The organism is Crystallibacter degradans (assembly GCF_012952295.1).
Taxonomy (GTDB): domain Bacteria; phylum Actinomycetota; class Actinomycetes; order Actinomycetales; family Micrococcaceae; genus Crystallibacter; species Crystallibacter degradans.
The window spans coordinates 50,400-75,276 of the sequence record NZ_JABBCH010000008.1; the positions used below are offsets into that span (position 1 = coordinate 50,400).

The 24,877-nt window shown below is 64.6% G+C and carries 23 protein-coding genes and 2 riboswitches; of the genes, 7 read left to right on the plus strand and 16 right to left on the minus strand.

The window, feature by feature from the left end:
• Positions 1-233 precede the first annotated feature (233 nt).
• Together HGO92_RS13780 and HGO92_RS13785 are read left to right on the plus strand one after the other, a co-directional pair.
• Positions 234-986 carry a hypothetical protein gene (locus HGO92_RS13780; RefSeq protein ID WP_169995751.1) on the plus strand — a complete coding sequence of 251 codons (753 nt, stop codon included), beginning with the start codon at positions 234-236 and terminating at the stop codon, positions 984-986.
• Between the two features lie 217 nt (positions 987-1,203).
• On the plus strand, positions 1,204-1,536 hold the full coding sequence (locus HGO92_RS13785; protein WP_169995660.1) for a hypothetical protein: 333 nt from the start codon (positions 1,204-1,206) through the stop codon (positions 1,534-1,536).
• A 14-nt stretch (positions 1,537-1,550) separates the two neighbouring features.
• Here the strand turns inward: HGO92_RS13785 and HGO92_RS13790 are convergent, their stop codons facing one another.
• From HGO92_RS13790 to HGO92_RS13830, 9 genes are all read right to left on the minus strand, one after another.
• On the minus strand, positions 1,551-2,447 hold the full coding sequence (locus HGO92_RS13790; protein ID WP_169995753.1) for a glucose 1-dehydrogenase: 897 nt from the start codon (positions 2,445-2,447) through the stop codon (positions 1,551-1,553).
• A gap of 231 nt (positions 2,448-2,678) precedes the next feature.
• Positions 2,679-4,094 carry an L-serine ammonia-lyase gene (locus HGO92_RS13795; RefSeq protein WP_169995755.1) on the minus strand — a complete coding sequence of 472 codons (1,416 nt, stop codon included), beginning with the start codon at positions 4,092-4,094 and terminating at the stop codon, positions 2,679-2,681.
• Between the two features lie 81 nt (positions 4,095-4,175).
• Positions 4,176-4,556, minus strand: coding sequence for a glycine cleavage system protein GcvH (gene gcvH / locus HGO92_RS13800; RefSeq protein ID WP_169995757.1), 381 nt, complete (start codon positions 4,554-4,556; stop codon positions 4,176-4,178).
• Between the two features lie 59 nt (positions 4,557-4,615).
• Positions 4,616-5,752 carry a glycine cleavage system aminomethyltransferase GcvT gene (gene gcvT / locus HGO92_RS13805; RefSeq protein ID WP_169995759.1) on the minus strand — a complete coding sequence of 379 codons (1,137 nt, stop codon included), beginning with the start codon at positions 5,750-5,752 and terminating at the stop codon, positions 4,616-4,618.
• 16 nt (positions 5,753-5,768) lie between these two features.
• Positions 5,769-8,636 (minus strand): aminomethyl-transferring glycine dehydrogenase, encoded by a 2,868-nt coding sequence (gene gcvP / locus HGO92_RS13810; RefSeq protein WP_169995761.1) that lies wholly within the window; start codon positions 8,634-8,636, stop codon positions 5,769-5,771.
• Between the two features lie 50 nt (positions 8,637-8,686).
• Positions 8,687-8,793: riboswitch (glycine riboswitch) on the minus strand.
• Positions 8,794-8,893: riboswitch (glycine riboswitch) on the minus strand. It abuts the riboswitch before it with no gap.
• 88 nt (positions 8,894-8,981) lie between these two features.
• The gene (locus HGO92_RS13815; protein WP_169995763.1) at positions 8,982-9,503 is read right to left on the minus strand and encodes a mycothiol transferase; all 522 of its coding nucleotides are present in this window, start codon (positions 9,501-9,503) and stop codon (positions 8,982-8,984) included.
• Positions 9,504-9,553: 50 nt separating this feature from the next.
• Complete coding sequence (locus tag HGO92_RS13820) at positions 9,554-10,819, minus strand: MFS transporter (protein ID WP_205834493.1); 1,266 nt, start codon at positions 10,817-10,819, stop codon at positions 9,554-9,556.
• A gap of 97 nt (positions 10,820-10,916) precedes the next feature.
• Entirely contained in the window at positions 10,917-11,258 is a 342-nt protein-coding gene (locus tag HGO92_RS13825; RefSeq protein ID WP_169995765.1) for a protealysin inhibitor emfourin, read from the minus strand.
• Positions 11,255-12,319 (minus strand): M4 family metallopeptidase, encoded by a 1,065-nt coding sequence (locus tag HGO92_RS13830; protein ID WP_169995767.1) that lies wholly within the window; start codon positions 12,317-12,319, stop codon positions 11,255-11,257. The genes HGO92_RS13825 and HGO92_RS13830 overlap by 4 nt, the downstream gene beginning before the upstream one ends.
• Before the next feature lie 139 nt (positions 12,320-12,458).
• On the opposite strand from HGO92_RS13830, the gene HGO92_RS13835 reads away from it, so the two are divergent.
• Both HGO92_RS13835 and HGO92_RS13840 read left to right on the plus strand, forming a co-directional pair.
• Positions 12,459-13,286: a transporter substrate-binding domain-containing protein gene (locus HGO92_RS13835; protein WP_169995769.1), complete on the plus strand. Its 828-nt coding sequence runs from the start codon at positions 12,459-12,461 to the stop codon at positions 13,284-13,286.
• Between the two features lie 26 nt (positions 13,287-13,312).
• Complete coding sequence (locus HGO92_RS13840; protein ID WP_169995771.1) at positions 13,313-15,301, plus strand: MFS transporter; 1,989 nt, start codon at positions 13,313-13,315, stop codon at positions 15,299-15,301.
• Between the two features lie 30 nt (positions 15,302-15,331).
• Here the strand turns inward: HGO92_RS13840 and HGO92_RS24265 are convergent, their stop codons facing one another.
• Positions 15,332-15,979 (minus strand): GntR family transcriptional regulator, encoded by a 648-nt coding sequence (locus HGO92_RS24265; protein ID WP_169995773.1) that lies wholly within the window; start codon positions 15,977-15,979, stop codon positions 15,332-15,334.
• 169 nt (positions 15,980-16,148) lie between these two features.
• Here HGO92_RS24265 and HGO92_RS13850 point away from each other — a divergent pair, with 169 nt between their 5' ends.
• Complete coding sequence (locus HGO92_RS13850; protein WP_169995775.1) at positions 16,149-16,436, plus strand: hypothetical protein; 288 nt, start codon at positions 16,149-16,151, stop codon at positions 16,434-16,436.
• On the opposite strand, the gene HGO92_RS13855 is transcribed toward HGO92_RS13850, so the two are convergent.
• On the minus strand, positions 16,433-17,497 hold the full coding sequence (locus HGO92_RS13855; protein WP_169995777.1) for a LacI family DNA-binding transcriptional regulator: 1,065 nt from the start codon (positions 17,495-17,497) through the stop codon (positions 16,433-16,435). The genes HGO92_RS13850 and HGO92_RS13855 overlap by 4 nt on opposite strands.
• Before the next feature lie 247 nt (positions 17,498-17,744).
• On the opposite strand from HGO92_RS13855, the gene HGO92_RS13860 reads away from it, so the two are divergent.
• Positions 17,745-19,631, plus strand: coding sequence for a glycogen debranching N-terminal domain-containing protein (locus HGO92_RS13860; protein ID WP_169995779.1), 1,887 nt, complete (start codon positions 17,745-17,747; stop codon positions 19,629-19,631).
• 99 nt (positions 19,632-19,730) lie between these two features.
• Here HGO92_RS13860 and HGO92_RS13865 read toward each other — a convergent pair whose 3' ends face one another.
• From HGO92_RS13865 to HGO92_RS13885, 5 genes are all read right to left on the minus strand, one after another.
• Entirely contained in the window at positions 19,731-20,861 is a 1,131-nt protein-coding gene (locus HGO92_RS13865) for a baeRF2 domain-containing protein (RefSeq protein ID WP_169995781.1), read from the minus strand.
• A complete protein-coding gene (locus HGO92_RS13870) occupies positions 20,861-21,100 on the minus strand; it encodes a hypothetical protein (RefSeq protein WP_169995782.1) in 240 nt (79 codons plus the stop codon). Before HGO92_RS13870 ends, HGO92_RS13865 begins: the two co-directional genes overlap by 1 nt.
• A gap of 257 nt (positions 21,101-21,357) precedes the next feature.
• Positions 21,358-22,380 carry an MsnO8 family LLM class oxidoreductase gene (locus HGO92_RS13875; RefSeq protein ID WP_169995784.1) on the minus strand — a complete coding sequence of 341 codons (1,023 nt, stop codon included), beginning with the start codon at positions 22,378-22,380 and terminating at the stop codon, positions 21,358-21,360.
• Between the two features lie 112 nt (positions 22,381-22,492).
• Positions 22,493-23,677: a TerC family protein gene (locus tag HGO92_RS13880; protein ID WP_169995786.1), complete on the minus strand. Its 1,185-nt coding sequence runs from the start codon at positions 23,675-23,677 to the stop codon at positions 22,493-22,495.
• Positions 23,678-24,058: 381 nt separating this feature from the next.
• Positions 24,059-24,265, minus strand: coding sequence for a hypothetical protein (locus tag HGO92_RS13885; protein ID WP_169995788.1), 207 nt, complete (start codon positions 24,263-24,265; stop codon positions 24,059-24,061).
• A 270-nt stretch (positions 24,266-24,535) separates the two neighbouring features.
• Here HGO92_RS13885 and HGO92_RS13890 point away from each other — a divergent pair, with 270 nt between their 5' ends.
• Complete coding sequence (locus HGO92_RS13890; protein ID WP_169995790.1) at positions 24,536-24,862, plus strand: hypothetical protein; 327 nt, start codon at positions 24,536-24,538, stop codon at positions 24,860-24,862.
• Positions 24,863-24,877: the final 15 nt, after the last annotated feature.

A 24,877-nucleotide genomic window follows, 5' to 3' on the forward strand; every position in this document is an offset into this window, starting at 1 on the left:
GACTCCTCTCCTGTGCGGAGCATCTACTTTAGCGGCTTCCCATAGGGAGAGTCTGTGGGGTTCCTGAGTGAATACTGGTGATTCTTGTTGAGCAGGCGCTTAGCAGAAACAGTCGAGACGGGTACGAACGACGCACCGGCGCGCCAGTGCGATTCTGCCCGGCTTATCATCCTGGCCCAACTATGATCAACCTGGGCGGCCCCGACAAGGGGCCTGAGTTGGGGGAAGGTTTCGTGGAGGCTGACGAATCGTTGCGCGCCCGCGAGGCGCTGCGCCAGTTCAAGCGTGCCGGCATAGCACTGATCGCCGTCGCGGCGTTCTGGCTCTGGCTCCTGCTCGGCAGTGCAGGGTTCATCGCCGCTATCTTCGAATCGCCCAAAGCCATAGTCGTCGTCTTTTACGGCGGGGCCGTGCTTGTCCTGGTATCCCTGCTCGTCGCCCTAACCGCCATCATGGTCCTCCTGGCCAACTGGCCGGACAAGTCCCAGCGCGAGGCCGCATACGGAACCATGCGTGAGCGCTCGAATGACGCTATTGCCTTTGTGCTGCGGCAGCTTCGCATCAAGGCCCGCATGGTTCGAACCGGCAGCTCGCCCCGGCCAAATGGTTTATCGTTGCACGCGGTCCGCACCTACATTTCAGTGCGGCTCCCAGGTCTCCGTGCCCGGCTTCTTGCGGCCGCCGGGCGCATAACCGCGTCGGCTGTCCGGCTGGTTGCCGCCTGGACACGACAGGCAGCTGGCAGGTCCCGCCGCTCCGCCGCCCGCAGGATACCGGGTCTGCAACGTCAGGACGTTCCCGGAGCAGGCGACGGCCCGCTCTCCCGTGCCGAAGCTGCCCAGAATCAGCCTCCCGCCGCCGGGCAGGAACGACCTGCGCGTGCACGCACGTCCGTACCGGTGCGGCGGCCTCCCATCCCTAACAGGCCGCCGACGTCTGCCGCAGTTCCACAGCCGCTCCAGGACCGGCGGGACATCGCCTCCTGAGAAGCGACGCGATGGTTGCGCCTTTTCTACTTGATGGCCGCAGTCACGGCCCTGTGAGGCCAACTTCACCCGCTGTGGTGGCCGAATTCACCTCGTTTTGGTCGGTTGTGTCAGGCGGTCTTAACTAAAATTGAATCAGGGCCACACATCGTGTATGCCCGCCTACTTCACACTTCGCTTCACGCCTTTTTCAGGCACTCTACCTCCCGGAGGAAAAATGCTTCGCACTCGTCAGCGCGTCGGTCACGATATCCTGCTGGCCCGTCACGGCCGCAGCATTGCGTCCATGCGGCTGGACCGCCCGTCGAACTCGGTGGTCGCCGTTCTGGATGACGGCACCGTGGACCGGGCCCCGAACCTCATCGCCGCGGATCTTGCTTTGCCGGCAGGCCGGACAGGCCTCACCTCGGAGGACTGCAAGGTCCTCGGCATCATGTCCGCAGCCTGCGCTGGACTCGGCGCCCTCATGGTCGGCTCCGTACTGGCCATGGTTCAGTTCGGCGAACAGCTCGGCCTGACCGAAGCCGCCCAGTACCTGAGCGTCTACTAGCCCGCAACCGTCCGCTACGGCGAGGGCGAGCCGCCATTGACGTTCAATGTCTCGCCCATGACGTAGCTGGATTCCGACGATGCCAGGAACACGTACGCCGGGGCGAGCTCGGTAGGCTGCCCGGCGCGCCCGATCGGCGTGGACTTTCCGAACTTCGGCAGGGCCTCCTTAGGCTGCCCATCGCTGACCTGCAGCGGAGTCCAGAACGGCCCCGGGGCAACCGCATTCACCCGGATGCCTCGCGGCGCTAATTGCTGGGCCAGGCCCTTGGTGAAGTTATTAATCGCCCCCTTGGTCGCCGCGTAATCAATCAGCGTCGGCGAAGGCTGGTAGGCCTGGATCGACGTCGTATTGATAATGCTGGAGCCGGGCTGCAGGTGCGGCAGGGCCGCCTTCGTGATCCAGAAGAATGCATAGATGTTGGTCTTGAAGGTCTTGTCGAACTGCTCGTCGCTGAGGTCTTCAAGCTTCTCGACGGCGATCTGCCGGCCGGCGTTATTGACCAGGATGTCCAGACCGCCGAGGCCTTTCACAGCGTTCTTGACCAGCTCGCGGCAGGTGTTTGAATCGGTCAGGTCGCCCGGCAGTTGGACCGCCTTCTGTCCCGCCTCCTCGATCACCCGGGCCACGACCTTGGCGTCCTCTTCCTCTTCCGGCAGGTAGGACAAGGCCACATCCGCACCCTCACGCGCGAAGGCTATCGCCACCGCGGCACCGATGCCGGAATCCGATCCCGTGATCAGCGCCTTGCGGCCCTTCAGCCTGCCTGTCCCGCGGTATGTATCCTCGCCGCGGTCCGTATGGGGCACCAGTTCCTTGTCCAGACCGGGCTCCGGCTGGTCCTGTTCGGGCGGTTCGATGCTGGGGTAGCGCTTGACTGGATCCTGGAAGGTGTATTGGTCCTGGCCCATTACTGCTCCAATCCGGCAGGTAAAGCTAAGCTTGCTTACCAGCCTATTGGTCACAGTTCGGGTGTCAATCCCGAAGCGCCGCGCGCGGCATGGAGATGTACTTGCCGCTGTGGCTGCGGCTGATGGGCGCGCTGGGCAACGCGGACTTCAACATCAGGATCGTCCGGAAAGACTGAACGGCCGCGGCAATGCCGCAGCCGTTCAACCCGCTCGAAGCGCTACCGTGGTCTCTTAGCACTCCACCACGTTGACGGCTAGGCCGCCCATCGCGGTTTCCTTGTACTTGGAGCTCATGTCCTTGCCTGTTTCGCGCATGGTGATGATGACTTCGTCCAGCGAGACACGGTGCGTGCCATCGCCCCACAGGGCCATCTTGGCCGCGTTCACGGCCTTGGCGGCCCCGATCGCGTTGCGCTCGATACACGGCACCTGCACCAGTCCGCCGATCGGGTCGCAGGTCAACCCAAGGTTGTGCTCCATAGCGATCTCCGCGGCGTTTTCCACGTGCGCGGGGCTGCCGCCCATGACCTCGGCCAGACCTGCAGCCGCCATGGAGGAAGCGGAACCCACTTCGCCCTGGCAACCGACCTCGGCGCCGGAGATGGAAGCCTGTTCCTTGTACAGCACGCCGACGGCGGCGGCCGTCAGCAGAAACTTCACGATGACGTCGTCCTTATCAGCCTGCGTCGCCTTCTCCATGCCCGGAGCGTAGTGCGTGGCATAGAACATGACCGCTGGAATGATGCCCGCCGCGCCGTTGGTCGGTGCCGTGACAACCCGCCCGCCGGAAGCGTTCTCCTCGTTCACGGCCAGCGCCACGAGGTTCACCCATTCCTGCCAGTACTTGTGGTCCCGGTCCTTGTCTTCCTTGCGCAGCCGGTCATGCCAGTCAGGCGCACGACGGCGGACGTTCAGTCCCCCGGGCAAGACGCCTTCGCGCTTGATTGCGGAGTCCTTGCATTCCTCCATCACTTGCCAGATGTGGATCAGGCCGGCACGGATCTCCGCCTCGGAGCGCGAGGCCTTCTCGTTGAGCATCATGATGTCGCTGATGCCCAGGCCGGTGTTGCGGCAGTGTTCCAGCAGTTCCGCCGCCGTCCGGAAGGGGTACGGCAGCTCCTCCTTGGAGGCATCCAGCTCCCGCGCGGCCTCAGCTTCCTCGCCATCGCGGACAATGAAGCCGCCGCCTACGGAAAAGAATGTCGCTTCGTGAAGGACTGCGCCGGCGTCGTCGGTTACCTGGAATTTCATCCCGTTGGTGTGCCGGGGCAGCACCGTGAGCGGATGCTGCACCATGTCCTCAACCTTGTAGTTCAGGACCATACCGGCCGAGCCCTCAACCTGCGAGCACAACTGCAGCTCGCCGGTTGAGGCCATGTCTGCCAGACGGGAATCAACTTCATCCGGCAGGATCTGTTCGGGCTGGTAACCCTCCAGCCCCAGCATCACTGCCGTGAAGGTGCCGTGGCCGCGGCCGGTAGCCGCGAGGGACCCGTACAGGTCCACCCGCAGCCCGGCCACACGGTCCAGCACACCGGTTGAAACCAGCTCCTCGGCAAAGACGGCAGCCGCCCGCATCGGGCCGACAGTGTGCGAACTGGAGGGACCGATGCCCACGGTAAAGAGGTCGAATACGCCTACAGCCATGATGGCTCCTTAATGCCCTTCGGCGGCTTGCTGCCGCTTCCGGTTAGAGACGATGAATAACGACGGCGGTACCAGCGGCTGTTAGGACAGCTCGCCGCCGTTCTTGGAACTGTAATCCTCGGCCGAGAGCAGGGGGCCCTCTTCCGAAACGTTGACGGTGAACAGCCAGCCCTTGCCATACGGATCCGAGTTCAGCAGAGCCGGATCATCGATGGCAGCCTGGTTGACCTCGGTGATCTCGCCGGAAACCGGTGCGTAGATGTCGGAGACGGACTTGGTGGATTCCACCTCGCCGCAGGTTTCGCCGGCGGTGATCGTGGAGCCGACCTCGGGCAGGTCAATGTAGACCACGTCGCCGAGGGCGTCGGTGGCGACCTGCGAGAGGCCGACCTTGACCGGGCTGGAAGCATCCACCCACTCGTGCTCTTCGGAGTAACGCAGGTTGGAAAGAACTGTGCTCATGGGTAGAACCTTTCGAAAGAGGGGAAATACAGAAAGAACAGCGGCCGCGGCAGGTTTGCTTACTTGTCGCGCTTGTAGAAGGGCAGTGCCACGACCTCGAACGGCTCGGGCTTGCCGCGCAGGTCAACGTCAAGCCGGGTGCCGGGTTCGATGTGCTCGATATCGACATAGGCCAGCGCTACGGGGTAGCCGAGCGTGGGGCTGGGCTGGCCCGAGGTCACTTCTCCGACGGTCTGGCCGTCCTTGGAGACCGGGTAGTGCGAGCGGGCAGCGCGGCGGCCAAGCCCCTTCAGCCCGACCAGCTTGCGCTTGGAGCCGCGCTCCTTCTGGGCTTCGAGCGCGGCACGGCCGACAAACTCGCCTTCCTTCTTCAGCGCGACGATCGGACCGAGTCCGGCGTCGTACGGGCTGACTTCCAGGGACAGCTCGTTGCCGTAGAGAGGCATACCGGCCTCCAGCCGCAGCGAATCGCGGGCTGCGAGGCCTGCGGGCACCAGATCGAAGTCCTTGCCTGCCGACAGCAGGGCGGACCACAGCGAAGCGGCGTTCTCGTTCGGGACGTAAATCTCGAACCCGTCTTCGCCGGTGTAGCCGGTGCGGGCCAGCAGCAGCCTGAGCGGAGCCCCGCTCACGGTGAAGTGGACCTCATCCGCAGCGTAGTACTTCATCTCGGTCACCACGGCGTGGTCGGCCGCGGCCACCAGCTGCTTCAGGATGGCGACGGAGTTGGGCCCCTGCACAGCCACCAGCGAGATGGACGCGGTGACGTCTTCCACTGTCACATCGAAGTCCCCGGTGCGCTCGGCCAGAGCCTCGGCCACAGCCTTGGCGTTGCCGGCGTTCGGCACCACGAGGAACTTCTCTTCCGCGCGGCGGTAGCTGATCAGGTCATCGATGATGCCGCCGTCTTCGTTGCAGATCAGCGAATACTTGGCCTTGCCCACGGCGACGGCGGAGAGCCGGCTCACCAGCGCATAGTCGAGGAACTTCCCGGCGTCGGGACCGGTGACCCAGACCTCGCCCATGTGGGAGAGGTCGAACAGGCCGGCAGCCTGTCGCACGGCATGGTGCTCGGCCAGCTCGCTCTGGTATTTCAGCGGCATCTGCCAGCCGCCAAAGTCCGTGAAGGAGGCGCCAAGCTTCTGGTGCTCTTCATACAGGGCGGTGTACTGCTTCGTAGCGGTTTCAGCGCTCATGGTCTGGAACCTTCCTCTAGTTTGCGAACTCTTCGATGGGCGGGCAGGAGCAGACCAGGTTACGATCGCCGGCGGCGCCGTCGATGCGTCCCACCGGCGCAAAATACTTGTCCTGCTTCAGGCTCGGCACCGGGAAGACGCCCTGTTCGCGGGAGTACTTGCGGTCCCAGTCGCTGCTGATGACAGCGGCTGCGGTATGCGGGGACAGCCGCAGCGGGCTCTCCTCGACGCTGAAGTCGCCCTTGATAACCTGGTCGATCTCGCCGCGGATGGTGATCATCGCTTCAATGAAGCGCTCGATCTCGGCGAGATCTTCGGACTCGGTCGGCTCGACCATCAACGTACCTGCCACCGGGAAGGACAGCGTCGGGGCGTGGAAGCCGAAGTCGATCAGGCGCTTGGCAACATCCTCGGCAGTGACGCCGGACTTGGCGGTGAGTTCGCGCAGGTCCAGGATGCATTCGTGCGCCACCAGACCGTCGTTGCCCGTGTACAGCACCGGGAAGTACTCGTTCAGGCGGGAGGCAATGTAGTTGCCCGCCAGGAGCGCGGTCTTGGTCGCGTTGGTCAGCCCTTCGGCACCCATCATGGCCACGTAGGCCCAGGAGATCGGCAGTACGCCGGCCGAGCCGTACTCGGAGGCGGACACCGGCACGCCCTTGCCTTCGTGCTCGGCCAGCGCGGCGTTGCCCGGCAGGAACGGCACCAGGTGCTCGGCCACTGCGACCGGGCCGACGCCGGGGCCGCCGCCGCCGTGCGGGATGCAGAAGGTCTTGTGCAGGTTCAGGTGCGACACGTCGCCGCCGAACTTGCCCGGCTGGGCCAGTCCAACGAGGGCGTTGAGGTTGGCGCCGTCGATGTAGACCTGGCCGCCGGCCGTGTGGACGGCGTCGCAGACCTGGCGGACATCGGCGTCGTACACCCCGTGGGTGGACGGGTAGGTGATCATGATGGCGGACAGACTGTCCTTGTGCTGCTCGATTTTGGCGTTCAGGTCGGCGTGGTCGATGGTGCCGTCCTGCGCCGTAGCGACGACGACAACCTTCATCCCAGCGAGGACGGCCGAGGCGGCGTTGGTGCCGTGGGCCGATGCCGGAATCAGGCAGACGTTGCGCTGCTCATCGCCGCGGGACAGGTGGTAGCGGCGGATGGCCAGCAGCCCTGCGTATTCGCCCTGGGACCCGGCGTTCGGCTGGATGGAGACGCCTGCGTAGCCGGTGATGGTGGAAAGGCGTGCTTCCAGATCCTCGATCAGTTCACGCCAGCCCTTCGTCTGGTGCGCCGGAGCGAAGGGGTGGATGGAGGCGAACTCCGGCCAGGTCATGGATTCCATCTCGGCCGTGGCGTTGAGCTTCATGGTGCAGGAGCCGAGCGGGATCATGGTCCGGTCCAGCGCCAGATCCCGGTCCGAAAGCCGGCGCAGGTAGCGCAGCATCTGGGTTTCGGAGCGGTGGCTGTGGAAGACCGGATGCTGCATGTAGGAAGAGGTGCGCTGCATGCCCTGCTCCAGTCCGAAGCCCTCCGGCGCAGCCGACAGGCCCGCCGCGATATCCTCGGCTGCATCGGCCACACCGAATGCCTCGGCCACGGCAGACAGGTGCTCCGCCGTCGTCGATTCGCCGGTGGAGATGCCCACGTGATCGGCATCGATAACGCGCAGGTTAATGCCCTTGGCCTCGGCGGCCTTGATGACGTCGGCAGCCTTGCCCGGAACCTTAACCGTCAGCGTGTCGAAGAAGTGCTCGCTGACCAGTTCCAGTCCGGCGCCCTTGAGGACGGAGGCGAGGGCACGTGCCTGATTGTTGGCGTGCTGCGCAATGGCCTTCAAGCCTTCCGGCCCGTGGTAGACGCCGTACATGCCAGCGACGATGGCCAGCAGGGCCTGCGCGGTACAGATGTTGGACGTGGCCTTCTCGCGGCGGATGTGCTGTTCGCGCGTCTGCAGCGCCAGCCGGTAGGCAGGCATGCCGGCGTTGTCCTTGGAGACTCCCACGAGACGGCCGGGCAACTGGCGCTCTACGCCCTTGTGCACAGCCATGTAGGCGGCGTGCGGTCCGCCGAAGAACAGCGGAACACCGAAACGCTGGGTATTTCCGACGGCGATATCCGCGCCCTGCTCCCCGGGAGGCGTGATCAGGGTCAGAGCCAGCAGATCTGCAGCCACGGTGACCATGGCTCCGCGTTCCTTCGCATCCGCGATCACCTTGCTGTGGTCGGCCACATGGCCGGACACGCCCGGCTGCTGCAGCACAATGCCGGAGATCTCGCCCTCGGGAAGCCCGACGGAGAGGTCGGCAACCTCGATCTCGAAGTCCAGCGCTTCGGCGCGGCCCTTGACGACGGCGATCGTCTGCGGCAGCAGGTCTGCGTCCAATACGGTCTTGCCGTCGGCATGCTTCTTGTTGGCGCGGCGCATCAGCAGCACGGCTTCAGCCACGGCGGTAGCTTCGTCCAGCAGGGAGGCGTTGGCGATTTCCAAGCCGGTCAAGTCGGAAACCATGGTCTGGAAGTTCAGCAGCGCCTCCAGCCGACCCTGGGAGATCTCCGGCTGGTAGGGCGTGTAGGCGGTGTACCAGGCCGGGGATTCCACGACATTGCGGCGGATCACCGGCGGCGTGATGGTGTCGTAGTAGCCCTGCCCGATCATCTGCACGGCAGTGATGTTCTTGGCGGCGAGGGCGCGCAGATCCGCGAGGACCTCGGCTTCGCTGCGGGCAGCCGGCAACTCAAGCGGCGCACTCTGGCGGATGTCCGCCGGAACGGCCGTGTCGACCAGGTCTTCGAGGCTGGTGTAGCCAAGCTGCTTGAGCATGGTCTCGGCGTCGCTGTTGCGCGGGCCGATGTGGCGCTCGGCAAATGTCGCAATGGTGGGTTGAACCGTCATGAAGGAACTCCAGTTATTGGCTGGCACGGTGGTACCAGGTGGATCGGGTTCCTCCCCGCTCTGTATTGGACCTGAGAGATTCCGCGGGAACTTTTCCAAGTTCCGCTTGCACCGTCGGTGAGCCGTGCCGTAAAGGTCGACTACTTTCCAGAGTTGCCTGTCTGCGGCGGTACAGGGGCCTGAGAGATTCCTGGGGAGGTATTGCTCCTACGGCGCCCGCTGACATGTACCCAGCAGGACTCTCCCGCCGCAATTCGAAGGCAGTATGCAGTTATGACACTTTTCAGTGTGTTGTATCTCTTGAATGGTAGCCGGTGAGAGGGAACCCAAACAAGGCGGCCGGCATTAGCCGCGCGCTTCGCGGCGTTGGACCATTCCCTTAACATAGGCGGCCTGCCCGGCGTGCTCCAAACAATCGTCAATGACACTGACGAGCCGGACTCCGAGGGTAACGTGCGGGTCCCAGCGTGTATCTACGATCCGGTCCAGCTCGTCTTCGGTGAGCGAGCCGATGAACTCAAGGCTTTGGCGGTGCACCGCGTCGAAATACTCGGCCAGCAGGCTCCCCGATTCCACCGTGACGGCGCTGACCTGGTCCGAGGTGTGGCCGAAGCCGGTTTCGCGTGTGTCCAGCGGGAGGCCGAACAGCTCTGCCCAGCCTCCCGAGGTCCAGCGCTGCTCCACACCGGCGACATCGGCAATGTGATCGTCCTGGACCCGGGTCAGATGCCAGATCAGCCAGGCGATCGAGTTGCCGCTCCCGCCGGGCCGTTCGGCCAGTTGGTCCGGGTCCAGTCCATCAAGCACTTCGTGGACCCGTTCCTGGATCCGGCCGAAGGCGTCTGCCAGCAGATCGTTGAACTTCATGTTCGCTCCTCGTAAATCCGGGATTGGCGGCAACGAAGCCAGCCTATGCCTTACCGCCGCACATGGTCCTCCAGATAGCGCGGTTTGCTGACAATGAAAGCGCCGACGATGAGGATGACGAGCGATACGGCGAGCAGCCCGAAGGACGTTGCCCAGGTGCCGGTGACGTCTTTGAGCAGCCCGAAAGTCAGCGGTCCGAGGCAGGCAACCGAGTAGCCGATGCCTTGGGCGAAGCCGGACAGCGCTCCCGATCCGGCGGTGGTCCTGGTCCGCAGGTTGACCAGCAGCAAAGCCATGGCAAATGTCCCTTGGCCCAGCCCGGCCAAGGTGATCCAGAGGATCGTGCCCGAGGAAGGTGCCAGCAGCAGGCCCGCATATCCGCCGGCGTAACAGAGCACGAACAGAGCTGCGAGCGGGAACGGATTGCGCATTCTGGCCGCCAGATACGGAACCAGCAAGCTGGTCGGCAGGCCGAGGATGGCGTAATAGGACAGCAGGGTGCCGCCCTGGGCGGCGTCCATTCCCGCATCGAGCAGCAGCGGAGGCAGCCAGGTGAACATCGAGAAGGTGTTGGTGGACGTCCCGGCGAACACCATGGCCAGACCCCACGCCACGGGCGATGACCAGACGCGGACTTTCGCGTGGGGCACCGCGGCCGACGGGCTTTGAACAACCTCTGCCCGCCGCGTTGCCCGCTCCCCCAGCAAGGTGGCCACCCACGGCACCAGCGCCGCCAGGCTCACACCGGCCCAGATGCCGATAGACCAGCGCCAGCCGGACGTGTTCGACAGCGGCACCGCCAGCAGCGGGCTGAACGCGGTACTCACCGCCAGCAGGGTCACGTACAAGGAAGTCACGAGGCCGATACGGTCCGGGAAATAACGCTTGACCAGGGGCGGCATGACGATGTTGCCCAGCCCGTAGCCCACCATGGTCACGGCGGAGAAGCCAAGGAACAGCGGCACGTCCGAGGCGAGCGCCCGTCCGATCTGGCCTGTCGCGGCCAGTACCAGCGAACCGAGCAGGACCGCAGGCAGGCCAAGTGTTCTGATCAGTGCCGGCGTAGTGAAGCCAGCCAAGGCGAAGGCAGCGGTCGGGAGCATGCCGAGAACGCCGATGGAGGCAGGACCAAACGGCAGCTCCTCGGAGATCTCCGCCAGCACTGGAGAGACGCCCGAGACCGCGAGACGGAGGCTCAGAGCCATGACCAGGATGCCGGCGAGGACGATCAGGCGGCGCCGGAGAAGTCCAGGAACGGACGCGGTGTCCTTTGGTACAGACTTATCCGTGATCTGGAGGTGGTTTGTTCTAGGCACTCTGATTTCCGTCTGCAGGCAGGCTTGGGCCGGCGGCGGTTGCCGGCTTCTTCACCATAGCCGTCTCGGCGCTGCCACGGTCCCCAGCTGAAGTGGGTTAACGCTCTCCGGGATCCGTGTCCCGGAGAAAGCCCTCCGGGCTCTGGGGCCCGAGTTCCGCACTGCGGCCCTCTTCCTGCCGGGCACTTTCCTGCGTGCGATCCACCAGTTGCCGCCAGGGCCCGGTTACGTCTTGCTCCGGGAGGGAGGCCTCACGTTCGCCGGCGCTGATCCGGTACATATAGCGGTCCGGCTGGTTCTGCGTCTGCGGGACATCGTCCCAAGGGCAGGACTCAATAATGGGCAGCCACTCGTCACGCAGTTCGGGCTGACCCACTTCAACTGCCCAGCGCCTCGTCAGACCCGCGAATCCGCCGGTGCGCTTGACGCTGATCCTCATTCCAAGACGCCCACCTCAGTCCAGGCCGCGGTCACGGCCTTAAGTTCCTCTGAGTCCTTACCGTAGCGGCTTTCCGCCGCACTTTCAGTAGCTGCCGCGAAACCTGCAAAGTCCGTATCCGCCACCACTTCCGTACCGGTGATCGTGTCGTACCAAATCTGGCCGGCCCGTTCCCAGGCGTTTCCGCCCAGGATCGAGGCCAGCCGGTAGAAGGCATGGTTGGGAATGCCCGAGTTCAGGTGCACTCCCCCGTTGTCGTCCGTGGTGTCGATGTAGTCCGCCATCGTGGCAGGCTGCGGATCCTTGCCGAGCACGTCGTCGTCATATGCAGTGCCCGGTGCCTTCAGCGAGCGCAGACCGTCGCCGCTGACTTGGTCGGTGAACAGGCCTTCGCCGATCACCCAGCTCGCGTTCTCTGCACTGTGTCCGAGCTTGTACTGCTCCACCAGGGCAGCGAAGACGTCCGAGATGGACTCGTTCAGTGCGCCGGGCTGGCCCTGGTAAACCAGGTTGGTGGTATGTTGCGTGATGCCGTGGGTCAGCTCATGCCCGATGACGGACAGCGATCTGGTGAAGCTCTGGAAGACCCGCCCGTCGCCGTCGCCGAAAACCATCCGCGTGCCGTTCCAGAAGGCGTTGTCATAGTCCTCGCCATAGTGAACGGTGGCGCGAAGGATTCCTCCCCGGCCATCCAATGCGTTGCGCTGGTAGACGTCCGCGAAAAGCTCGAAGGTGGATCCCAGCCCGTCGTAAGCTTCGTTCACCGCGACGTCTTCAACCGGGCCGTCTCCCTCGCTGCGCACGCGGATGCCGGGCAGCCGTTCCATGTTCTGGGCGTCATTGATCTGCCGGGTGGGGTTCAGCCCTGTGGCTCGGATTCGCTGCGACGGCAGGAGGGTGGGCAGGGCCGGCATCTGCGCACGTTTGACGTTACGGTTCCGGCGCATGGCTGCATCCCGGGTCAGGGCACGCTGGGCAGCCTCCGCCACCGGCAGCAGGGACCGGTCATCCAACTGGGCCAGCCGGCGGAGCAGGTACGGCGGGACAATAGAACAGAACATGTGGACCTCCTTGCGTTGCCCCCAGCCTATGGTCCGGGTGTGACAACCTGTCGCAGCCACGGCATCCGAATATTCAGTGCTCATCACTGCCCGCTACGCTGGCTACATCCAGCCGAAACGATTAAGTGCGAGGCAACCGATGAAATCGAGCACAATTGCCGCAGCCTCATTCCTGGCCCTGGCGGCCCTGACCGGTTGCACGACTGCCGGCCCGTCCGGCGATGGCAGTTCCTCTTCGGGCTCAGCTTCGCAGTCCGACGGACCGTCACGTTTGGAGACCGTCGCCGACAGCGGCGTGCTCAAAGTGTGCACCACAGGCGACTACCGCCCGTTCACGTATCTGGATCCGGAGACGGGAGAATACACCGGAATCGACATCGATATGGTGGCGGACCTGGCCGAGCGACTGGAAGTGGAAGTAGAGTACGTCCCGACCACCTGGGCATCCTTGATGCCGGACTTTCTGCGCGAATGCGATATCGGCGTAGGCGGCATTTCCATCTCCTTGGAGCGGGCTGCCCAAGCGTTCTATACTGAGCCGACTCTGGACGAGGGCAAGACGCCGATCACGCTGTGCGAAAACGTTGAGAAGTACGACACCGTGGAGGAGATCAACCAGCCTGGTGTCCGTTCGATCACGCCGATCGGCGGGACCAACGAGAAGTTCGCCGACGAACATTACCCCGAAGGCGAGATCATCCGCTACGAAGACAACAACACCATTTTCGACGAAATCATCGCTGGCCGCGCGGACGTCATGACAACGGACGCATCGGAAACAATGTGGGTGGCGAACGAGCATCCCGAGCTCTGCGCCGTCCACCCTGAGGATCCATTCAACTTCTCGCAGAAGGCCTACCTACTTCCGCAGGGCGACGTCGAATTTCGCGAGTATGTGGACCAGTGGCTGAACATGGCCAAGAACGATGGTACCTACGACGCAGCCAAGGCGCCCTGGTTCGGCTAGATCTACCCGGCGGATACGCTAAAGAAATGCCTGAGTCTGCAGCTGCGCGCAAAAGAATGCCAACTTGGGCGATCATCGCCGTCCTGTGCCTGTCCGGTACAACGGTCTCGCTGCAACAGACGATGGTCATCCCGCTGCTACCCGAGTTCGCGCAACTGCTCAATGTCTCCATCGACGATGTGTCCTGGCTGGTCACCGCCACTTTGCTGACCTCTGCCGTCGCGACACCGATCGTGGCCAGGCTGGCGGATATGTTCGGCAAGCGGCTGATGATGCTGGTCTGCATCATCCTGATGACAGCCGGTTCCGTGGTGGCCGCGCTCGGCGGCGACTTCGCCACCATCATCGTCGGCCGCGCACTGCAGGGGTTCTCCTCGGCGTTGATCCCGGTAGGCATCAGCATCATGCGCGACGAGCTCCCGCCGGAGAAGGTTGGCAGCGCGATTGCCCTGATGAGCGCTACGCTCGGCATCGGCGGCGCCCTCGGCCTGCCCTTGGGCGGAACTCTTTACCAGCAGGCCGGCTGGGAATCGGTGTTCTGGCTTTCCGCCGTCGTGGGTGTGGCCATTCTCGCCGCGGTGTACCTGGTGGTCTCGGAATCCGAGGTGCGGACCCGCGGCCGGTTCGATTTCCTCGGCGCGATCATGCTCTCCATCGCGCTGACCTCGCTCCTGCTGGCCATTTCCAAGGGCGGCAGCTGGGGCTGGGGCGACGAGCTGACCATAGCGCTGTTCATCCTGACGATTGTGGTCCTGGCGGTCTGGGTTCCGTATTCGCTGAAGGTCAGCCAGCCGCTGGTCGACCTGCGCACCTCGTCCCGCCGGCCGGTGCTGCTGACCAACATCGCCTCCGTCCTGGTAGGTTTTGCCCTGTTCGCCAACATGTTGCTGAGCACCCAGCAACTGCAGCTGCCCGCTTCGGTGCCGCACGGTTTCGGGCTAGACCCCGTCACAGCCGGTTTGGCGATGGTCCCGTCCGGGCTGGCCATGGTCGCCTTCTCCCCCGTTTCCGGCGCCATGATCAACCGCTTCGGGGGCAAGACCACGCTGATTGCCGGTTCGGCGATCATGGCCGTGGGCTACGTGGGCCGCGTCTTCCTCAGCGATTCGGTGGCCGCGATCATTATTGGCTCCACCGTTGTCAGCGTCGGCTCCGCGGTGGCCTATGCCGCGATGCCGAGCCTGATCATGGCCAACGTGCCGATCACCGAGACGGCCTCCGCCAACGGCCTCAACGCGCTGCTGCGGGCCATCGGCACCTCGACGTCGAGCGCCGCCGTCGCAGCCGTCCTGGCGACGGTGACGGTCAGTGTCAACGGCGGAGAACTGCCTGCCATGGAGGCTTTCCAGGATGTGTTCTGGATTGCGGCCGTGGCCTCGCTCGTGGCCTGTGCCGTGGTGTGGTTCGTGCCCAGGTTCGAGGCGGTGCCGGCAGCCGAAGGCGTTCCGGTCGAGACTGCTGCACTCGCCGTCACGCAGGCCGGCAACAGCGCGGAAACCGTGGTGCACGGGCGCGTACTGCACACCGACGACCAGCCCATTCCGCACGCCGTCGTCACGGTGATGAAGACCTCCGGCGAGCCCGTGGACTGGAGCCGGGCAGCGAACGACGGCGGGTTCTCCCTTGCGCTGCCGGGGCCCGGTGAATATCTGGTCGTGGCCAATGCGGACGGCTGGGTTCCCACCTCCAAGGTGGTCAGATTCACCGGCACCGAACGCGATGAGCAGATCCGGCTGACGCAGCGGCTGACCATCACGGGCTGGGTGCTTCGGGGCGGGGCCGCGCTGCCCGGCGCGCTGGTCGCTCTCAGTGCGCACACGGGCGAGTACATCGCCTCCACCAAAACCAACGACGCCGGCCGCTACGAGCTGAGGCTTCCTCCCACGGGCAGGTACGTCGTCACCGTTGTCGAACCCGACACGCAGTACACGCAGTCCCGCAAGCTGGTGATGACGGCCGAGTCCTCTGTGGCGAATTTCGATCTGGTCGGCAAGGCCAGGGAAACCACGCTCTAGCCGGAAGTTACATCGCGCAGGCCTTCCGCCCTACATGTCCCCGGTCCGCAGCTCCTCGGTCAGAATCCAGAAGACCTGCCGCAGCCGCTGGACCGCCGTGTCCGGTTCCTGCCGGCGCAGCAGCGCAACTGCTTCCTTCCAGCCGTCCGTCCAGATGTAATACAGTTCCTCCCGCTGGTAGAGGAACAGCCGGCCCAGGGAACGGGCCAGCACATGCTCATTCACGGCGCGCAGCTCATCGTGGTCGGCGGCATCAAGGATGATTTCGATCAGCTCCAGGAGCGTGGTGTGGGCGGCGAGCATGTCGCGGGCTTCAAGCGCGCCTTCCAACCGCTCGGCGGCTGCCGCCATCGTCTCGACATCGTCCTGGCCCAGCCGCGCGGCCGAGCGTTCGAAGACCGCCACGAGGACAACTCCCAGCACATCCAGCAGCTGAACCGCATGAACCTCGTTGAGCACGGCCACCCGGCGCCGCTTGTTCGGCAGCGTTTCAATCAGGCCCTCGGTAATCAGCTCCGTCACCGCTTCCCGGACCGGCGTAATACTCACTCCCAGCCGCTCTGCCAGCTCCGCGTCCTTGATCGGCGCTCCCGGCGGAAGCTCACCGGCCAGGATTTCGTCTCGCAGTTGCCGGGAGATTGCCGCCCGTCGCGTCGCGGGAACGTCACTGCCCATCATGGCCTCCTCGTCATCGCCGGCTGCCGGCAAACGTCACATTTGGGTAATATGGCGCTTTTGTTGGCATCAATGCATTCTTCATCCTAACCTTATGAGACCTGCATCACAGCGTCGTGGGGCAGGGTCAAACTTCATTTTCAGATGGGTGTTCGGCCCGGGGCGGGGTTGGATGGACTTCGCCCTTGACGATCCGGACGGGACCAGCATGAACAAAAAGTACACGGCATCGGCGGAAGCCAACAGCCGGCATCCCCAGGACTGGGGCCGGGCGATGGCCGCGGCCATGACGGACCTGATGGAACAACGCCGCGAAGACGGCGGGCAGGTGGACCACGAAGACCTGTACGGCGAAGACCTGCATCTGGTCATTGGTGCCGTTCCCGACGGCGTCGAAATCACGCTTACCTGGCAGCCGGAAGGCGATCCGGAGGACGGCGAGCACCGCCGCAGCGGCTAGCCGCCCTGCCGCCGCGGCACAGTCCTGCCGAGCGCATAGGGCTTCCGCACCACCAGGGAGGGCCTGAGCACCTGGTGCCGCTGCGGCCCCTCGCCCGCCGGCCGGCCGGCCAGCACATGGGACAGCACCGCGATGATGCGCCGGGCCGCATCGGCAACAGGCGGGGCCACACTGCTCAGACCCACGGCAGCAGCAACCGGGGTGTCATCAAAACCGACGACGGCGGGTTCCTCCTCCGGCGGCAACACCGCCCGCAACTGGGCGAAGGCACCCAAAGCCAGCGAATCGCTGGCACAGACCAGCGCAGTGACTCCCCTCGCCAGCAGGCCGTCAACCGCCGAAGCGCCAGCCGCTACGTCGTCATCGGTTGCTGCGCTCAGCTCGGTCAGGCTTCCGCCGATGCCGGCTGCTTCCATGGCACGGTGCCAGCCGGCCCGCCGGTCGTCCCCCAGACCTTCGTCCGGACGCCAGCCCAGGAAGCCGATCCGCCGGTGCCCCTGCTCGAGCAGGAACCCGGTGGCACTCTCGGTGCCGGCAGCGCCGTCGATATCCACCCAGGGATGGGCCGACTCAAACGGATCCTCCGTTCGGCTCCAAGGCCGGCCGAAGGCGGCGAAAGGAACGGCATGCTCCTGCAACCAGGCCGTCCGCGGATCTCCGGCATGAGTGCCGGTCAGCACAAAGCCATCCAGATCCGCCACGTGCAGCAGTTCGTCAATGTGGCGGATTTCTTCCTCGTCATCACGCGCGCTGTAGAGGGTCAGGCGGTAGCCCGCGTCCTGGGCGGCTTCCGTCAGCGCGTGGAGAAAGCGGTCCTGAACCGCACCGTTGATGCCGTCGGTAACGGGTGTCAGCCGCAGGCCCAGATCCATCGACCGGCGCGTGCGCAGCTGGCGGGCAGCCGCACTGGGACGGTAGCCGCTCTCCTGGACGGCCTTGAGGACGCGTTCACGGGTTGCCGGCTTCACCCGCTGCGGTGCGTTGAGCACGTTGGACACTGTCTGGCGGGAGACCCCGATGGACTCGGCAAGACTGACCAGAGTGGGCTTCTTCTGTGTCATCGGGTCCCTTTTCTGCGGACTTCCGCGCTGGCTGACGCCGGCGTCCGTGCTGGCCGCTACCCAACACCGAAGACGGGGTGTTGCATCGGAGGGGGTATCTGCCAAGATGTAAACACCACAGTATGAACGTTCAAATGGGGTGTCAATGACCATCGGGGACTGACCGGCAGCTCCCTTAGGGAGCCCTCCCGCCACCCAGCACCACCGGCACGAGGCCGGCAAGTTCACGCTAATCCAAGGAGCAGCCATGGCTTTCCAGCAGCCCTACCTGCACGATCTCACCGGCGTTTTCACCGCGCCCATCCAGGTCTGGAGCGACCCGCACGGCCAGATCCGCGGCGAGGGCGCCCAAGGTGCCTACTGCGGGGATGACAGGGTTCTGGCGCGGGCCGTCCTCACCGTCAACGGCCACGAGCCGGAATGGGTCTCCACCCAGCTGAAGTCCACCGAGCATGTGGATTTCATCCATTTCATCCGCGTTCCCGCCAACTTTGCGGACCCCCTGGTCTCCGTCATCCGGAGCCGCTCGGTTGATACCGGCCGGCTCGCCGAGACCCTGACGTTCAAGTCCGTACTGGCCGAACCGGTGACGCTGGATGTGAAGATGGAACTGGTCGCAGATGCCCTGCCGATGGACCAGATCAAAGCAGGCCTGGCCCTGGCCGCGGGTTCCGTTGCGCCGGAAGACCGCCGCTGGCGCTGGCGGGGCCAGGACACCAACGCGGAGCTGACCGCAGAAGGCGCCGAGCTGGCCTTCATGGGCAGCCAGGTTGCGCTCAGCTGGCGTATCACCCTCCAGCCAGGAGACGCCGTCGAGCTTGGCTGGTCGCTGGCCCTGTCCGACAAGGGCGCGCCGATGATTGCCGCCGGTGGTCAGCCGCTGCGCACCCCGTCGGTGGCAGGCGACCCGCGCCTCATGCGGCTGATGACGCGGTCGATCAGCGACCTGAACAGTCTGCGGATCGCTGACCGGCAGCGGCCGCAGCACGCCTTCCTGGCCGCGGGCGCGCCCTGGCACCTGACCATGTTCGGCCGGGACTCCCTGATGGCTGCGCGCATGCTGTTGCCGATCGACGCCGCGACCGCCGCCGGAACCCTTCGGGCTTTGGCTGGCCGGCAGGGTACGGACGTGGTGCAGGAAACGGGCGAGGAACCCGGCAAGATCCTGCGCGAAGTCCGCCGCAGCACCTTCATCTTGGGCCCCGGAGGCACGGTCATCGCGGTGCCGCCGGTCCACTACGGCAACATCGATGCCACCCCGCTGTGGATTATCCTGCTCCATGACGCGTGGCACTCGGGGATGCCGGAGGCCGACGTCCGGGCGCTGCTTCCGCACCTCGAGGACGCCTTGGCCTGGATGCAGCACTACGGCGATTCCGACGGCGATGGTTTCCTCGAGTATGCCGGTGCTCACGACAGCGAGCTGGCGGACCAGGGCTGGAAGGATACCGCTGGCTCGATCCGCTGGCAGGACGGTACGCCGGCGGTGGGCCCGTTCGCGCTGGCGGAGGTACAAGGCTATGCGCATGAAGCCGCTACCGTCGGGGCCGAGATGCTCGACCACTTCAGTCGGCCGGGCTCGGGCGAATGGCGGGCCTTTGCCTCCGATCTCGCCGATCGTTTCCGGGAGAAGTTCTGGTGCACCGACGACGCGGGTCCCTATCCCGCGATCGCCCTCGACGCTGATAAGAAACCAGTGGACTCCATCGCTTCCAACATGGGGCATCTGCTCGGCACCGGCCTGCTGAACGCGGAGGAAAAGGCCGCCGTCGTGACGCGTTTGATGGATCCGTCGATGTTCTCCGGCTACGGCATCCGGACCCTGTCCACCACTAATGGCGGCTACTGGCCCACCCGATACCACGCTGGCTCCGTGTGGACACACGACAGCGCCTGGATTCTGCTGGGCATGCTCAAAGACGGCTTCGAAGACGAGGCGGCAAAACTGGCCGGCGGCATGCTGGACGCGGCCGAAGGTTTTGACTGGCGGCTGCCGGAACTGTTTTCCGGCGATCCGGCCGACCGGAGGTGGCCGCCGGTGCCATATCCGGCGGCGTGCCGTCCCCAGGCCTGGGCCGCGGCATCAGCGGTGCCGATCGCGCGGGCACTGCGCGGCTTCAATGTCCTTGGCTAGCTGGCTGACGCGTGTGCGACGTTCGCTGGTCTGCCGCGTAGTCCACGCTGAGGTGCCGGCGGACTCTGCCGCCGGCACCTCAGGTCATGGATTGGTTAGTCAGGACGCACTGGGTCCGGTAGGCCAGCGCAGCAGCGCGGCCACCTTGGTTCCTTCCGACAGCACGCCCGAGGGCACAAGGGACACCTTGGCGTCTGTCAGGGCTGCGGCCCGCACCATGGCTGCCGGCGCCGAAATGGTGCCCAGTACCTGGCCGTCCAGCGCGTTGGCCTTTTCCGTGGCAATCCACGGTTCCTTGTCCAGCGCCAACGCTTCATGGTCTACAAGCGCGGCGTCCTCGAGGATCAGCCGTTCCACCTGGGCCTGTTGCAGTGCCGTCACCACGTTGCCGTAGCCGGTTGTGGACTCCGGGTTGTCCTGGCCCTGCTGCATTTCCAGCCGGCTCAGAATTTCCTGCTGCTGCTGCGCCCAGACCTCTGCGACCAACCGGGAGACTTCCTCCTGGAATACCTTCTGGTCCGCGCCGCCGGTGCGGGTATGCGATTCCACTGTTGCTTCGATGGACCGGCTCGCTTCGGAGAGCTGGTTGACCACAAGCTCCCGCGCCCGGATATCCCCGGCGACGACAAGCAGCCGGGGCCGGCAAGTACTGACAACGCGGTCAATGGCACCGGCGATCTCGTCGGCGTTCTTGCGCCAGATCTCTTCGGTCCGGTGCTGGCGCCTGCCTTGCTCCCAGCCGCCGGTGGGGACCTTCTTCAGGTTTTCCTTCGAGCCTTCAACGGCATGTTCCTCGGCCACCCCGTTGCGGCGGGCATACTGCAGCCGGATCTCGCCGCCGTCGCGCCCCACTTCGGCCACTACATAGGGAAAGTCATCGCCGCGCTGCTTCATCAGCGGAACCAAATCCGGCACGCTGTCCACGGAGATCTTCTCCGGTCCTGCCAGCGGCCCGGGCAGGATCTCATTGACTTCAATGTTGCCGTCACGGACCAGCACAAAGCGGCTGACCGGGGAGGGCACTCCCGTTGCCGGGGATATCGCCTCCTCGACGGCCTTCAAGTCCTGCTTGGAAATGCCTTGGCCTGAGAGCACTTCGCCGACCCGGTCCGGCAGGATGTCACCGGCCCGCAAAGTGTCCACGGTGCCGGTACTGGCGTCAACGTAAACGGTGGTCCACGGTCCGCTCTTTTTGAACAGTTCCGCGTAGGTATTGAGCTGCTCGGCCATTAGCGGTCTCCACCATCCTTTTCTGCCCTGTCAGCTTTGCCCTGCTGGGCATTCCTGATGGCTGAATCGTTCCGTATCGCATCGAGCACTTCGGGACTGTCCGTCTCCTCCGGGAAGGGTTCTGTCTCGCGGAATTCTTCTGCGTGTCCTGGTTTGCTGCCCTGGATCAGACCTTGGTCTTCATGCTTCATCTGGTCGTCCAGCTCGGAACCGTGCTTATTACTGCCCCGCTCTACCATGGTGATCTCCTTCCCACGCGGCGTACCGCGCGCTGTATCGATCGGTAATCCTCACCGTAGCACCGGCTCCAACCCCGTGGAAGGGCCCGTCCCACAACCGCAGGACCGTTGACAGAATCGGCAGAAAACGTCCACGATATGCCGCGTTCCCGGCGAAAATGTGCCCTGTGGAGGGACACTGCCGGGGTCGCCAGCGACTGTTCTGAGGCAGGACAACGACGGCGGCAAGTTGCGCCGTCGTTGTTTGGCATGCGGTGTTAAGCGCCGCAGCCCCAGGCCTCGGCCAGCAGCCGGTAGGAGTTTTCGCGTACCTGCCGGTCGTAGGCGTAAGTGACGACCATCAACTCATTGACGCCGGTGGCCTCGATGAGTTCGCGGAGTTCAGCGCTGACCGTATCCGCGGTTCCGACCGCTCCGGCGGAGAGCCGGGCCTGCACCATCGCCGCCTCGCGCGGATCCCAGTCCGCCATGGCGTCCGTTCTTGGCGGCTGGACCGGGCGGCGTCCGCCGGTGATGATGTCCCGGACCACCTGCTGGTGCGAGGAGAATTGGAAGGCGGCTTCCTCTACGGAGTCTACGACCAGCACGTTGACACCGGCGATCACGTACGGCTGGTCAAGCTGGGCGGTTCCGGCGTCGGGATCGAAGTACTGCTTGTACACGGCGATGGCCTCGTGCAGGGATTCCGGCGCGAAGTGCGAAGCCGCGGCAAAGGGCAGGCCGAGCTGACCGGCGACAGCCGCCCCGGAGGTCGAGGAGCCCAGCACGCACATCGGCACCTGCGTATCCCGTGCGGTGAGGGCGCGCACGGCCAGGCCCTCCTGCGAGCCGAAGAACGCCTGCAGGTCGATGATTTCGCCGGCGAAGGCCTGGCCGGAGGAGTCGCCGCGGCGGAGCATGGCGGCGGTGCGCTGATCGGTTCCCGGCGCCCGGCCGAGTCCCAGGTCGATCCGGTCCGGATACATCCTCGCGAGGGTGCCGAATTGTTCGGCGACTACCAGCGGCGCATGGTTGGGCAGCATGACGCCGCCTGAGCCGACGCGGATGCGGGACGTGCGGGAGGCAGCGTGGCTGATCAGCAGAGCGGTTGCGTTGCTGACCACGCCTTCGTTGTTGTGGTGTTCGGCAAACCAGTAGCGCCGGTAGCCGGCGGCGTCGGCTACTTCGGCCAGGCGAGCGCTGGCCTCGATGGCCTCCGCCACGCTCTGGCCTTGGGAAACAGGGGCCAGGTCCAGCACGGAAAGGGGAACATCGGGGCGGAGGGCAAAGGCGTCGGTCACCCGGCCGATCTTACCGGCGGAACCAATCGGCAGGGTGCTGCCCACCGCTGCTGTTACTGCGGATTACCGGGCGTACCTTCAGCGGTTACCGGACGGACCATGCATACCGGGCTTACCGGGCCAGGTACTCCTTGTGCTGCTTGTGCGCCTCGGCCACCTGGGCACGGATCCGGTCCACGTCCTTCGCCTTGTTGCGGTACTTCGGCTCCATGTGTTCAATCTGCCGCTCTTCCTCGCGCAGCGCGTTGTAGATGCGCTCGCGCTCCGCCGGGTCCGCGGTGTAGCTGAGGTCCAGGTAGTTGACCGCATGGCGGCGGGCGTTGTTGATGGCGGTCTGCGCCTTGCCTGCCTTGCTGAGCAGCGACGCCACGATGGTCACGACCAGCACACCGATAATGACCGTCAGGGACAGGCCAGTGGAGATCTCGACGACCGGAACCGGCTGGCCGTCATTGACGAACGGCAGGTTGTTTTCGTGCAGGGCATGCAGGATGAGCTTGACCCCGATGAAGGCGAGGATCGCGGCCAGGCCGTAGGACAGGTAGATCAACCGGTCCAGCAGGCCGTCGATCAGGAAGTACAGCTGGCGCAGGCCCATCAGTGAGAAGGCGGTGGCAGTAAAGACAATGTAGACGTTCTGCGTCAGGCCGAAGATGGCCGGAATCGAGTCCAGCGCGAACAGGATATCCGTTCCGCCGATCGCCACCATGACCAGCAGCATCGGGGTCAGGACCTTCTTGCCGTTCTCCATGGTGAACAGCTTGTCGCCGTCGTAATCCTCGGAAGTGTGGAAGAACTTGCGGGCCAGCCGGATCATGAAGTTGTCGGCTTGGCCGCCGCCGTGGTCAGGCTTGATCAGGTTGCCTGCGGTGATCAGCAGGATCAGGCCGAAGGCGTAAAAGACCCAGGCAAAGGAGTTGATCAGCGCGGCGCCGAGGAAGATGAAGCCAGTGCGGGCAATAAGCGAAAAAACGATGCCGAACAGCAGCACCTTCTGCTGGTCCTCGCGCGGGACCCGGAAGCTTGCGATGATGATCAGGAAGACAAACAGGTTGTCCACGGAGAGCGCCTTCTCCGTGATGTACCCGGCGAAATACTCCGAGCCCATTGCGGTGCCGCCGTAGATCAGGACGAGAATGCCGAAGATGATGGCGATGCCCACGTAGATGGAGGACCAAATGGCCGCTTCCTTCAGCTGGGGAACGTGCGCTTTGCGGATGTGGAAGAAGTAGTCAAAGGCCAGCAGGGCCAGGATAACCACTATCGTGACGCCCCAGATCAGGGGGGAAACAGTCAATGTATGCCTGCTTTCGTAAGGTGGGTAGCAGTGAGCTGAGCAAGTCTCTCCGCCCGCCGTCCGGCTGGCCGCTGCACCCGGCGAGGCATCGGTGCCTGACGTGTTGACGAGTGCAACGCTTGGAATACTCCCTTACGCATTTTTCATTCTAACGTCGGTTTCAGCAAGAGACGAATCTTAGGTCGGCGCCGGCGCGTGGATTCTTGCTGAATGCCTCTGCCCCGCTCGGTCATTGTGCAGATCAGGGCCAGTTGGCTCGGGGCAATAGGCGCGCGGCCTGCACTATCGATTCGCAGGGAAACTAGTTGGGGAGATGGAAACCAGCTGGGTAGACGGAAAGTACTTGCGGCGGGTACAGGTGACTGCGCGTCTCCGGCGAAGTCAGATGCCGTCGCCATTGCGGCCGCGCTTCTTCTTGTCCGCGCTGAGTCTGCCGGCGCCGATGGCGGCACCGACGGCAACTCCGACGACGATCCACCACCACTGGCCAGCTATCGTCGACAGCACTACACCGAGCAAAATCCCGAAGATCAGCCCCATAATCAGCGGGTCGGTTCCGGGTTTGCGGCCTTTGGATCCCTCAGCCACTGTCCCAAGGTAGCAGTGCCGCAGGTTGCTGTCAGCAGGTCCGAGCCTTGTGCTCGGGAGCGTAGGCAACTGCTTGTGCAGACTTGTACCGATGCACGGGCGACTGCTTGTGTGACGCGCGGGCGACTATGCGGCATCCCCTATGCACGCTGTGCCGCCTATGCAACGCTAGGGGCATGGATAGGGCCGACTTGGAACAAGCCGTGCGGCTTTCCACCAGCGCTGACCGGCCGTCAGCCGACCGACCGTTACTGACGAGGAAAGGCATCAATGTCTTACTTTTTGGAATACGTAATCCCCGCGGACCAGGGCGGTGGGGACTACGAGTTCCCGGTCAGCGAAGAGCACCGCGGGTACACCGTCCCTCTGACCGAGGTTGACGCGGAGGTCGTTCACACCGACCGGTTGCCTGTCCGCACCGAGGTTTTCGGTGCAAGCCTGGACGAAGCCAAGACCGCCGCGGAAGAAATCCTGAGCAACAGCAAGGCCAGCCAGGCACGCCTCTATGACGATCCGACCGAATCAATGCAGGCCGGGGCCGGCACCCTGATCGCCAGCTATGCCCAGGGCAGCGGTTGGCAGGAGCAGTCCCGGTAGCAAGTAGGGCTACAG

Coding starts and splice junctions, on each gene's coding strand:
- HGO92_RS13785 (WP_169995660.1), top strand. CDS start 1,204: ATGCTTCGCACTCGTCAGCGCGTCGGTCACGATATCCTGCTGGCCCGT.
- HGO92_RS13790 (WP_169995753.1), bottom strand. CDS start 2,447: ATGGGCCAGGACCAATACACCTTCCAGGATCCAGTCAAGCGCTACCCC.
- HGO92_RS13795 (WP_169995755.1), bottom strand. CDS start 4,094: ATGGCTGTAGGCGTATTCGACCTCTTTACCGTGGGCATCGGTCCCTCC.
- gcvH (WP_169995757.1), bottom strand. CDS start 4,556: ATGAGCACAGTTCTTTCCAACCTGCGTTACTCCGAAGAGCACGAGTGG.
- gcvT (WP_169995759.1), bottom strand. CDS start 5,752: ATGAGCGCTGAAACCGCTACGAAGCAGTACACCGCCCTGTATGAAGAG.
- gcvP (WP_169995761.1), bottom strand. CDS start 8,636: ATGACGGTTCAACCCACCATTGCGACATTTGCCGAGCGCCACATCGGC.
- HGO92_RS13815 (WP_169995763.1), bottom strand. CDS start 9,503: ATGAAGTTCAACGATCTGCTGGCAGACGCCTTCGGCCGGATCCAGGAA.
- HGO92_RS13825 (WP_169995765.1), bottom strand. CDS start 11,258: ATGAGGATCAGCGTCAAGCGCACCGGCGGATTCGCGGGTCTGACGAGG.
- HGO92_RS13830 (WP_169995767.1), bottom strand. CDS start 12,319: ATGTTCTGTTCTATTGTCCCGCCGTACCTGCTCCGCCGGCTGGCCCAG.
- HGO92_RS13835 (WP_169995769.1), top strand. CDS start 12,459: ATGAAATCGAGCACAATTGCCGCAGCCTCATTCCTGGCCCTGGCGGCC.
- HGO92_RS13840 (WP_169995771.1), top strand. CDS start 13,313: ATGCCTGAGTCTGCAGCTGCGCGCAAAAGAATGCCAACTTGGGCGATC.
- HGO92_RS24265 (WP_169995773.1), bottom strand. CDS start 15,979: ATGATGGGCAGTGACGTTCCCGCGACGCGACGGGCGGCAATCTCCCGG.
- HGO92_RS13850 (WP_169995775.1), top strand. CDS start 16,149: ATGGACTTCGCCCTTGACGATCCGGACGGGACCAGCATGAACAAAAAG.
- HGO92_RS13855 (WP_169995777.1), bottom strand. CDS start 17,497: ATGACACAGAAGAAGCCCACTCTGGTCAGTCTTGCCGAGTCCATCGGG.
- HGO92_RS13860 (WP_169995779.1), top strand. CDS start 17,745: ATGGCTTTCCAGCAGCCCTACCTGCACGATCTCACCGGCGTTTTCACC.
- HGO92_RS13865 (WP_169995781.1), bottom strand. CDS start 20,861: ATGGCCGAGCAGCTCAATACCTACGCGGAACTGTTCAAAAAGAGCGGA.
- HGO92_RS13870 (WP_169995782.1), bottom strand. CDS start 21,100: ATGGTAGAGCGGGGCAGTAATAAGCACGGTTCCGAGCTGGACGACCAG.
- HGO92_RS13890 (WP_169995790.1), top strand. CDS start 24,536: ATGTCTTACTTTTTGGAATACGTAATCCCCGCGGACCAGGGCGGTGGG.